This window comes from Mesorhizobium sp. BR1-1-13 (assembly GCF_020165515.1).
GTDB lineage: Bacteria > Pseudomonadota > Alphaproteobacteria > Rhizobiales > Rhizobiaceae > Mesorhizobium.
This window is the reverse complement of record NZ_JAIUIH010000021.1, coordinates 25265-35911: the sequence shown is the minus strand read 5'-3', so window position 1 is coordinate 35911 and position 10647 is coordinate 25265. Positions and strand designations below refer to the sequence as shown.

Annotated in this window: 8 protein-coding genes; 3 read left to right on the top strand and 5 right to left on the bottom strand. The window is 64.4% G+C overall.

The window, feature by feature from the left end:
- Nucleotides 1–106: 106 nt before the first annotated feature.
- From LB533_RS29315 to LB533_RS29305, 3 genes are all read right to left on the bottom strand, one after another.
- Nucleotides 107–313 (bottom strand): DUF1127 domain-containing protein, encoded by a 207-nt coding sequence (locus LB533_RS29315; RefSeq protein ID WP_140640318.1) that lies wholly within the window; start codon nt 311–313, stop codon nt 107–109.
- A gap of 55 nt (nt 314–368) precedes the next feature.
- Nucleotides 369–866 (bottom strand): hypothetical protein, encoded by a 498-nt coding sequence (locus LB533_RS29310; RefSeq protein WP_224678821.1) that lies wholly within the window; start codon nt 864–866, stop codon nt 369–371.
- Between the two features lie 421 nt (nt 867–1287).
- On the bottom strand, nt 1288–1560 hold the full coding sequence (locus tag LB533_RS29305) for a DUF4242 domain-containing protein (protein WP_224678820.1): 273 nt from the start codon (nt 1558–1560) through the stop codon (nt 1288–1290).
- A gap of 213 nt (nt 1561–1773) precedes the next feature.
- On the opposite strand from LB533_RS29305, the gene LB533_RS29300 reads away from it, so the two are divergent.
- Complete coding sequence (locus tag LB533_RS29300; RefSeq protein ID WP_411970916.1) at nt 1774–4362, top strand: helix-turn-helix transcriptional regulator; 2589 nt, start codon at nt 1774–1776, stop codon at nt 4360–4362.
- A 57-nt stretch (nt 4363–4419) separates the two neighbouring features.
- On the opposite strand, the gene secA is transcribed toward LB533_RS29300, so the two are convergent.
- A complete protein-coding gene (secA, locus tag LB533_RS29295; RefSeq protein ID WP_224678818.1) occupies nt 4420–7152 on the bottom strand; it encodes a preprotein translocase subunit SecA in 2733 nt (910 codons plus the stop codon).
- 259 nt (nt 7153–7411) lie between these two features.
- On the opposite strand from secA, the gene LB533_RS29290 reads away from it, so the two are divergent.
- Entirely contained in the window at nt 7412–8329 is a 918-nt protein-coding gene (locus LB533_RS29290; RefSeq protein WP_224678816.1) for a peptidylprolyl isomerase, read from the top strand.
- Between the two features lie 63 nt (nt 8330–8392).
- Here LB533_RS29290 and LB533_RS29285 read toward each other — a convergent pair whose 3' ends face one another.
- Nucleotides 8393–8992 (bottom strand): TetR/AcrR family transcriptional regulator, encoded by a 600-nt coding sequence (locus LB533_RS29285; protein ID WP_224678815.1) that lies wholly within the window; start codon nt 8990–8992, stop codon nt 8393–8395.
- A gap of 386 nt (nt 8993–9378) precedes the next feature.
- Between LB533_RS29285 and argJ the strand changes: the two genes are divergently transcribed.
- Nucleotides 9379–10620, top strand: coding sequence for a bifunctional glutamate N-acetyltransferase/amino-acid acetyltransferase ArgJ (gene argJ, locus LB533_RS29280; protein ID WP_224678814.1), 1242 nt, complete (start codon nt 9379–9381; stop codon nt 10618–10620).
- The last annotated feature ends 27 nt before the right edge of the window (nt 10621–10647 follow it).

Sequence of the window (10647 nt, the reverse complement as noted above, 5' to 3'; positions counted from 1 at the left end):
GTGGGAGGGCGTGCACAATGGCAGAGGGACGAGCGAGGACGACCGGCGTGGGTTCCATGCCGCAAGCAGGAGACAGGCGCTCTGTCGTTCCAACTCCCAGCCAAGCCTAAGGGCGGCGCGCTTCGCCGTGAGTTGCGACATAGTCGATCTCGGAACGGCTGATGCCGATGTCTTTCAGCATGAAATCGGGCATGGCCTCCAGGTGACGCCGCTCATGTCGGAGGCGCCGTCCGCGCGCCAGCCAAGCGAGGATGGCCATCAGCCGCAACGGTGGGGCGCGCAGCCTTGCCAGGAAGATAGCGATCTCGGGCATGATTTCTCCTCGCGACGCGTAAAAGGCCTGCCGGCACTGCCGGCAGGCGGTGCCGTCAGTCGGCCTTTTTCATGGCCTCGCATGAGACATTCGGGTTCATGTCGGCGAAGGCGCCGGTCGGGTTCTGCTTCCAGGCCCAGACATGAAGTTCGTAGAAGGGGCCGAGGCCATAGCGGTTGGGGGCGCTGTCGAAGTTGAACAGTTGGCCTTCGAGCGACGCGGGACCCTTCGCGGTGATATATTCGACGGCCACCAGCTTCAGCGTGCCATCGGCCATCGGCTCGTACATCACGGCCTCCGGCTTGGCGACGTCCACGGCATCGTCCTTAAGATAGGCGCTGTTGACGTAGTGAATGCCCATCGCGCCCCCGGTGATACCGCTGGCGCAGGGAATCGGCGCATAGCCCTCGGCGGTGGCCGCCGCGACATTCACGAAGCGGCCGTTGGCCGCCCGCACCTCGGCGGCCAGCCGATTGCCACTCTCCGCAGATGCGGCAGTGGCGGCGATTGCCATAGTGGACAGTGCGGCAAAGCGCCAGAAATTGGCGTTCATTTTATCCTCCATTGGTTGTCGGTGACGCGCAGGCGGGCAGGACCGGCCAGTAAGGCCCCTGCTGCCATCCCTGCGCGTTGGATTGGCAATTGCGGGACGGGGTCCGATCCGTCCCTCTCTAACCGGGCGGCGGTCTCATTGATGCCACCACCAGTATTCCCAGTAGTCCCGCCGCATCTCGTGCTCCGGCAGACCGACGTCCCGTCTTAGATAATCGTCTTGCGGTGGCAGGCGCCTGCGCCGGCTTCGCAACGGCGCGAGCAGCGCGGACACAATCCGCGATGCGAGACCACGCCGGGAGGATGCATGGTCGAACGCCACGATGGTGGCTGCCGTTTCGGGAGGAAACAGCGGGGAAAGCCGACACCCATCGTTGTCCAGGACGATCTCACGCTCATTGTTCCATCCTTGGTCCATAGGGTCAGCGATAAAAGTAAGGGTCCAGGACCCTCACCTCCGTGATCCTGTCCACCGGGAGCGAATTCTTCTGCGCCGTGCTGTGGATCGCCTCCGGCGAGGGGGCGTCGTAGATGCAGAAACTCTTGTTCTTGTCGGGCGATACGAAGGACTGCAGCCAGGTGACCCCCTTCTCGGCGTTGCGCATGATGATGCCGCCGAGCGCCGTTGCGCCGACGTCGTTCGTCGGCACGTTGAGCCCGTCGGGGAATGTCCGTTCGATCAGATAGCGAGGCATTGAGTGGCTTCCTTTTGTGACTGATTCACGCTCGAAATGAGCGCGGTTGGAGAAAAATCACGATCGTCGAAAGCGCACATCGGAGCCTTTCCCCATATTGCGCGGGACGATTCCCTATGTTTTCGACGTTTGGTCTGGGAGCCACACTGCGGATACCGAAGCGGGGGTAATTTTGGAGAAGGGTCGAGCGACGACGAAACTTATGGGCCGGTGATGATGCTTCTGGAACGGCAGGCACAACTCGATCAATTGGAGGAACTGCTCGCGGAGGCGGCGAGCGGTCGCGGCCGCGTGGCGGCATTGCTGGGCGAGGCCGGGGCCGGAAAGACGGCACTCGTCGAGGCGTTCGTTACCCGTGCCGGGCAGCACGTTTCCATATTCCGCAGCGCTTGCGAGGACCTGTCGATTCCCGATCCGCTGGGACCCCTCTATGATCTGGCCCGGGACGCGCAGTGGGCACTGCCCCGGGCAATCGATGACCGCCAAGGTCAGCGGCTGCCCCTCTTTTCAGACGCTCTCGAGGTTTTCGAGGCGAGGTCTCGGCCGGGTTTGCTGGTCATTGAGGATATGCACTGGGCCGACGACGCGACCCTCGATTTCGTCCGTTTCCTGGGCCGGCGCATCACCAACACGCACATGCTGGTGCTGTTCACGGCGCGCACCGACCGCAGCGAAGGGCAGATGCGCGCGCGCCGGGTGCTCGGCGAAATTCCAGCCGGCAACGTCCAGCGCATCGAAGTGCCATTGCTCAGCGAAGCGGCGGTGTTGTCGCTTGCCGAGGCAGCCAACCGCGACGGCAGCGCAATCTATCGCGCCACCGCGGGCAACGCTTTCTTCGTCACCGAATTGCTGGCTGCCGAAAGCGAGATGATCCCGCCGGCCAGTGTCCGCGACGCCGTGCTGGCGCGTGCCGAGCGCCTGTCGCGCGGAGCGCGCTCGATGCTCGACGCGGTGTCGGTGTTTCCACGCCGCGCCGATGCCTGGGCGCTGCGCGGCCTCTGTGGCGTCGCCAGCGCCGGCCAACTGGCGGAATGTGTCTCGAATGGCTTGCTCGACGATCTCGGTGATGGCTACGCGTTCCGGCACGAGATCGCCCGTCGCGCCATCGAGATGGCGCTGACCCCGAGCCGTCGGCGCGAATTCAACCAACGCGCGCTTTCCGCACTGCAGGAAAACGCCGAGGTGGCTACCGCAAGGCTTGTGCACCATGCGGTTGAGGCCCAGAATCTGGAAGCGGTGCGCGAGCTTGCGCCGCTCGCAGCGCGCGAGGCTTCCCGCGTCGGCGCGCATCGCGATGCCGCCGGCTACTACGAAGTCGCCTTGCGGCATGCCGACAGCCTGCCGATGAGCGACCGGGCGAGGCTTTACGAGGGATATGCGTTTGAATGCCATCTGATCGGTCGCATCGATGCGGCCATCGAGGCGCAGGGTCAGGCGCGGCGGCTACAGCAGGCGCTGGGCGACACGCTCAGGGAGGGCGACAGCCTCAGATGCCTGTCGCGCTTCGCCTATCTGGTGGGTGACCGCGAACAGGCGCACCTGTTCGGGGCACAGGCAGTGGAACTGCTGGAACAGGCGCCTGCCAGTCCGGAGCTTGCGATGGCCTATTCCAATCTCTCGCAGCTGGCGATGCTGGCCGAGAAGCTCGATGAGACGCTGCTGCTCGGCGGCAAGGCAGTCGCTCTGGCCGAACGGTTGAACAAGCCGGAGATAATCTGTCACGCGCTCAACAATCTTGGCTCGGCCGAGCAGTGGCTTGACCTGGCCAAAGGTCGGCTGCACCTCGCCCGCAGTCTTGAAATCGCGCTCGTGCAGAATTTCCAGGAGCACGCGGCACGCGGCTTCACCAATTGCGCCTGCGCCGAAATGAACCAGCTGGATCTTGTGCGGGCGCAATCCTTTCTCGATCGAGGCATTGCCTATTGCGTTGAGAATGACCTCGCGACCTGGCGCGACTATATGCGGGGCGTGCAGGCGCAGCTGCTTTTGCGACGCGGCCTTTGGGACGATGCGGCCGCCATGGCTCTCGACGTCATCGACGATGGTGCAACGACGGCCCTGGTGCGTTACCCATCCTTGGTCGCGCTGGCGAAACTGCGTATAAGGCGAGGCGATCCGGCTGGGCCGGTGCTGGAGGAAATGAAGCGATTCCTGGAGAGGGGAATGGAGCTGCAGCGGCTGGCACCTTACACGGCGTCGATGGCCGAACTGGCATGGCTTGGGCAAGGCGACCCTAATGAGGCGCTTCGCCTGATCGATCTGGCAGAAAGTCTGTCGCCGACGAGGGCGATGTTCGCCGAGCTGGCCGTCTGGCGGTTGCTCTTGTCGCCTGAAAGCGACCCTGGCGATACGACCGGCATGGCGGAGCCCTATCGCCTGCTGCTCGCCGGCGACTGGAACGGCGCCGCGGCGCTGTGGGCCCGGCTGGGCGCTCCGTTCGAGCAGGCGCTCGCCCTGCTGCACGGCGACGAGCCGGCCCTGCGCCTGGCCTTGGACATATTCGAGGGTCTCGGTGCCCGGCCGGTCGCCCAGCACGTCCGCGCCGTCATGCGGCAGAATGGCGTCAATAACATTGCAAGGGGACCGCGGCAGAGCACGCGCGCCAATCAAGCTGGCCTGACGCTGCGCCAGATGCAGGTTCTGCAGCTGATCGAACGCGGTTTCTCCAACAAGAGGATAGCCGAGCACCTGACCATCTCACCGAAGACCGTCGATCATCATGTCTCGGCGGTGCTGGGCAAGCTGGACGCCATTTCGCGTGGCGAGGCGACCGCCGCCGCGCGCGATTCCGGGCTGATCTGAGCACGTAGGAATCGCGCCCGGGTCAGAATCCGGGAACGTGAGCTCCGCAGGTTTTCCTTACGCAAAAGCGCCGTGGCAGTGCTTGTATTTCTTGCCGGAGCCGCAGGGGCACGCTTCGTTGCGGCCGACCTTGCCCCAGGTGGCGGGGTTGTTGGGGTCGCGGTCTTCGGGGGCAACGATGGCGTTGCTTTCCTGGCGCACCAGAAGGGCGGTTTCGCCGCCTTCGAAATCATTCTCGCCGGTGGTGCCGTCGATATGGGTGCCGAACATGTCGGGGGCTTCAGGGGGCGGCGCTTCTGCAGCCTGGCGGACCAGTTCGACGCGCATCAGCTGCGCGGTGACGGCCTGGCGCAGATTGCCCAGCATCGCCTGGAACAGCTCGAACGCCTCGCTCTTGTATTCCTGCAAAGGATCGCGCTGGGCGTAACCGCGGAAGCCGACGACCGAACGCAGATGGTCGAGGTTGACGATGTGCTCGCGCCACAGATGGTCGAGCGTCTGCAGCACCACCGAACGCTCGACATAGGTCATCACCTCGGGCCCGAAGCGCTCCGCGCGCTCCTTGGCGGCGGCATCGGCGGCTTGGGTTATGCGCTCGCGAATGTCGTCCTCGGCGATGCCTTCTTCCTTGGCCCATTCCTCGATCGGCAGGTCGAGATTGAGGAACTCGGCGACCTCGGCCTTCAACCCGGCGACATCCCACTGCTCGGCATAGGCATTCTCGGGAATGGCCTTGGCGACGATCTCGTCGATGACGCCTTCGCGCATCTCGGCAATGGTTTCCGACAGGCCTTCGCCGTCCATCAGCTCGATGCGCTGTTCGAACACAACCTTGCGCTGGTCGTTCGAGACGTCGTCATATTTCAGAAGATTCTTGCGGATGTCGAAGTTGCGCGCCTCGACCTTCTTCTGCGCCTTTTCCAGCGCCTTGTTGATCCAGGGATGGATGATGGCCTCGTCTTCCTTGAGGCCGAGCTTCTGCAACATGCCGTCCATGCGCTCGGAGCCGAAGATGCGCATCAGATCGTCCTGCAGCGACAGGAAGAATTTCGAGCGGCCGGGGTCGCCCTGGCGGCCGGAGCGGCCACGAAGCTGGTTGTCGATGCGGCGTGATTCATGGCGCTCGGTGGCGAGCACGTAGAGGCCGCCGGCGGCCAGCGCCTTTTCCTTCAGGCGCTCGACGTCGTCATAGATTTCCTTTTCCCGCGCCTCGCGCTCGGGCCCTTCAGGCATGTCGCCCAGTTCCTCGGCAATGCGCATCTCGGCATTGCCGCCGAGCTTGATGTCGGTGCCGCGGCCCGCCATGTTGGTGGCGATGGTGATGGCGCCGGGCTTGCCGGCCTGGGCGACGATCGCAGCCTCGCGCTCGTGGTGGCGGGCGTTGAGCACCTCGAAATCCTTAAAACCTTCCTTGCGCAGCCGCTCGGCCAGTTGCTCGGACTTCTCGATCGAGGTGGTGCCGACCAGCGTCGGCTGGCCCTTGGCGCTGGCTTCGCGGATCTCCTTGACGATCGCCTTGTATTTTTCCTCGACCGTCCGGTAGACCTCGTCGTCCTCGTCCTTGCGGATGACCGGCAGGTTGGTCGGGATCTCGGTGACTTCGAGGCCGTAGATATTGCCGAATTCCTCGGCCTCGGTCAGCGCCGTGCCGGTCATGCCGGAAAGCTTCTTGTAGAGGCGGAAATAGTTCTGGAAGGTAACGGAGGCGAGCGTCTGGTTCTCCGGCTGGATCGCCACATGCTCCTTGGCTTCAAGCGCCTGGTGCAGGCCTTCCGAATAGCGGCGGCCGGGCATCATGCGGCCGGTGAACTCGTCGATAATGACGATCTCGCCATTGCGCACGATATAGTCCTTGTCGCGCTGGAACAGGCGGTGCGCCTTCAGCGCATTGTTGACGTGATGGACGATGGCGACGTTCTCGACGTCATAGAGCGACTCGCCCTTGAGCAGGCCGGCGTCGCGCAGCAGGTTCTCGAGCTTCTCGGTGCCTTCCTCGGTGAAGATGGAGGTCTTCTGCTTCTCGTCGATCTCATAATCCTGCGGCTGCAGCTGGATGATGAAAGTGTCGATGGTGTTGTACATTTCCGAACGGTCCTCGAGGGGACCGGAAATGATCAGCGGCGTGCGCGCCTCGTCGACCAGGATGGAATCGACTTCGTCGACGATCGCGTAGTTGTGACCACGCTGCACCATCTGGGCGCGCTCGTATTTCATGTTGTCGCGTAGATAGTCGAAGCCGAGTTCGTTGTTGGTCGCATAGGTGACGTCGGCGGCGTAGGCGACGCGGCGCTCCTCGTCGGACAGGCCATGGACGATGACGCCGACCGAGAGGCCGAGGAACTTGTAGACGCGGCCCATCCATTCGGAGTCGCGGGTGGCGAGATAGTCGTTGACGGTGACGACGTGGACGCCATTGCCGGCCAGTGCATTGAGATAGACGGGCAAGGTCGCGACCAGCGTCTTGCCCTCACCGGTGCGCATCTCGGCGATGCCGCCATTGTGCAGCACCATGCCGCCGATCAGCTGGACGTCGAAGGGGCGCATGCCGAGGACACGGCGCGCCGCCTCGCGGGCGGTGGCGAAGGCCGGGATCAGCAGGTCCTCGAGGCTGGCGCCGTTGGCGATATCCTGGCGGAATTTTTCCGTGCGGCCGGCGAGCTCTGCATCGGAGAGCGCCCGCATCTCGTTCTCCATGGCATTGATCGCCTCGACACGGGGCCGGGTCGACTTGACCCTACGGTCGTTGGAGGAGCCGAAAACCTTACGGGCGAGACCGCCGAGACTGACCATCCAATGGTCCTTTCGATAGAATTCTCAAACTGAGACGAGCGCCGGCCGGCCCCATCAAATCCACGTGAACGCGCCGCCTGTATACGGGCAACGCAAAAAGCGCCCGGAAAACGGTTCTGGACGCAAAGTCGTTGGACAGATAAGAGGGGGCTCAACTGATGTCAACGCCGCGCTGGCCCTGCCGGTCGCGCCAAATTCGGCCACAATCTGGCTGATCTGGAAGCCTCCCGTCCTTCACATCCTCACCGGAGTCATCTTAATGTCCTTGTTGTTCCGCCGTGCGTCGCTCGCCAGCCTCGGTCTGGCCGTCGGCCTGTCGGCTCTTTGCCTGTCGCAGCTGATGGCGCAGGAAACCGCACCAGCCCAGCCGGCACCACCAGCGGCACCGGCCGCACCGGTCGATCCGAATACAGTGGTCGCAACCGTCAACGGTCAACCCCTCACCGAAGCAGATCTCGTGCTTGCCGAAGGCGAGCTGTCGCAGCAGTTCGCGCAACTCCCGGCCGAGCAACGCCGCGCCGCGGCGCTTTCGGCCGCAATCGAGATCCGCGTCATGGCCGCCCAGGCCGTCTCGACCGGTCTCGACAAGGATCCCGACTTCCAGCGCCGCATGGCCTTCCTGCAACAGCGCGCGCTGCATGGCGAGATGGTCGAGAAGGGCGTCGTCGACAAGGTCACCGACGCCGAGATCCGCGCCCGCTACGACCAGGAGATCGCCAACACACCGCCGGTCAACGAGGTGCATGCCCGTCACATCCTCGTGAAGACGAAGGAAGAGGCCGAGGCGATCATCAAGCAACTCGACGGCGGCGCCGATTTCCAGAAGCTCGCCAACGAGCACACCTCGGATCCGAGCGGCAAGACCAGTGGCGGCGATCTCGGCTGGTTCGGACCTGGCCAGATGGTGCCGGAATTCGACAAGGCCGCTTTCGCGCTTGAGGTCGGCAAATACACCGAGCAGCCGGTGCAGTCACAGTTCGGCTGGCATGTCATCAAGCTTGAGGACAAGCGCACCAAGCAGCCGCCGGCCTTCGACGACGTCAAGGACCAGGCCAAGCAGGCGGTCATCCGCGACAAGTATTTCGCGCTGGTCAAGTCGCTGCGCGCCGGTGCCAAGGTCGAGATTCCCGATGCCAATTTGAAGAAGGCCGTCGATACGCTGGAAAGCGCCAAGTAAGCCAGAACGGTTTCGAAAAAGGGGCGCGGCGGCCAAAGGGCGCCGCGCCCTTTTTGCGCCAGTTCAGCCGTCGGGCGCTTCTATGCCTCGCAGGAGGTAGCGGACCACCGTGCGGATCGTCGCCTCGTCCTCGTCGAGCCGGTTGGTCAGGAGCTGCCGCCAGGCATAGGAAGCCACCAGGTCGGCGGCCACAGCCGGATCGACATCGGCCGCGACCTCGCCCCTTGCCCTGGCGCGCTCGATGATCTGGCCGGTGTGGGCGCGGCGCCCGCCGGTATAGCCGGCAAGGGCCGCGGCCGCCGTTTCGTCCGACTGCGCCTCGGCAATCAGCGACCTGAACACGCTGCCCGACGACGTCTCGCGCCAGTGTGCGAACAGGTTCTTGAGGAAGCCGACGAGATCCTTTTCCAGCCTTCCCGTATCGGGAACATCGACGCGTTTCTGCCGCTGATAGACCTCCAGCAGCAGCGAGGCCTTGCTCGGCCACCAGCGATAGATGGTGGGCTTGCCGGCGCGCGCCCGCCGCGCGACCGCCTCGATCGAGAAGCCGGCATAGCCAGCCTCGACCAACACCGCCTCGGCGGCTTCGAGAATAGCGTCAGCGCTGGCGGGATTGCGCCGCGCACCAATGGATTTGCGCGCCGTATCCGCCTCTTCGGCCATCCTGTCGCCCTCGCCGTGGTTAGGCCGGCAATATAAGTGATCCGACGATGAAACGAAACGGCCCGTTCTTGGCGCCTGACGCGGGAGACATTTTGCCTGCCATGTCTCCCGCACGATGCGCAGCCGGTCATCGGTGCTGACCAACTCCGCCCGCGCGCCCGCGCCGCGTCGCAACAGGCCCAGAAATGCCAAAGGCGAGGGTCACAAGCTGCCCCTCGGAGAGATGGCAACTTGGGCACGGCGGCGCCAAGGAACTGCAACGGGGGCGACTGCGAACCCGGTCAAGGCCAATTCCGGTTCTCACGCGGCCACCAAAACGCCTTGCGCGGGCGCGCCGTATCGGGCAAACCGGCGTTTCTCCGCCGATTTTTCCCGTCCGAGGTTCCATGTCCACGACGATTTCGCCGCTCGCGCCGAAGAAATATCCCAAGATGCCTGAGATCGAGGGGGTGCGCATCGCCACCGCCGAAGCGGGGATAAAATACAAGAACCGCACCGATCTCCTGGCCATGGTCTTCGAGTCCGGCACGGCGGTCGCCGGCGTGTTCACAAAGTCGAAATGCCCCTCGGCGCCAGTCGATTTCTGCCGGCAGAACCTTGCCGCGGGCAAGGCCCGGGTGCTCGTCGTCAATTCCGGCAACGCCAATGCCTTCACCGGCAAGAAGGGCCGGGACTCCACCGCGCTGACGGGCGAAGCGGCAGCCAAGGCTGCCGGCTGCACGCCAGGCGAGGTGTTCCTGGCCTCGACCGGCGTCATCGGCGAGCCGCTTGACACAACCAAGTTCAGCCATCTGCTGGCCGGGATGGTCAGCAACGGCAAGCCCGACCTGTGGACCGAGGCGGCCAGGGCCATCATGACCACGGACACTTATCCGAAGGTGGCGACGCAGACCGTCAAGCTCGGCGACACCGATGTCACCATCAACGGCATTTCCAAGGGCGCCGGCATGATCGCACCCGACATGGCCACGATGCTGTCCTTCGTCGCCACCGATGCGCCGATCGCCGCCCCCGTGCTGCAGGATCTGCTGTCGCGCGGCACGGCCAAGACCTTCAACGCGGTGACCGTCGACAGCGACACCTCGACCAGCGACACGCTGCTGCTCTTCGCCACCGGAAAGGCCGCCAAACGCGGCGCGCCGGAGATAACCGATCCCAAGGACGCCCGCCTCGGCGCATTCCGCCGTGCGCTCGGCAAGGTGCTGAAGTCGCTGGCGCTGCAAGTGGTGCGCGACGGCGAGGGCGCCCGCAAGCAGGTCGAAGTCACCGTCACCGGCGCGAAATCGCCACGCTCGGCCAAGCGCATCGCGCTCTCGATCGCCAATTCGCCGCTGGTCAAGACGGCGGTCGCCGGCGAGGACGCCAATTGGGGCCGCGTCGTCATGGCCGTCGGCAAGGCCGGCGAGCCAGCCGACCGCGACCGCCTGTCGATCTGGTTCGGCGACAACAGGCTGGCGCATGAGGGCGAGCGCGACCCGGCCTATTCGGAGGAAGCGACCTCGGCCTATATGAAGCGCGACGACATCCGCATCCGCGCCGATATCGGCATCGGCCGCGGCAAGGCGACTGTGTGGACCTGCGACCTCACCAAGGAATACGTCGCCATCAATGGCGACTACCGGAGCTGACGGACTTGGTTTCCAAACATCCGGCCA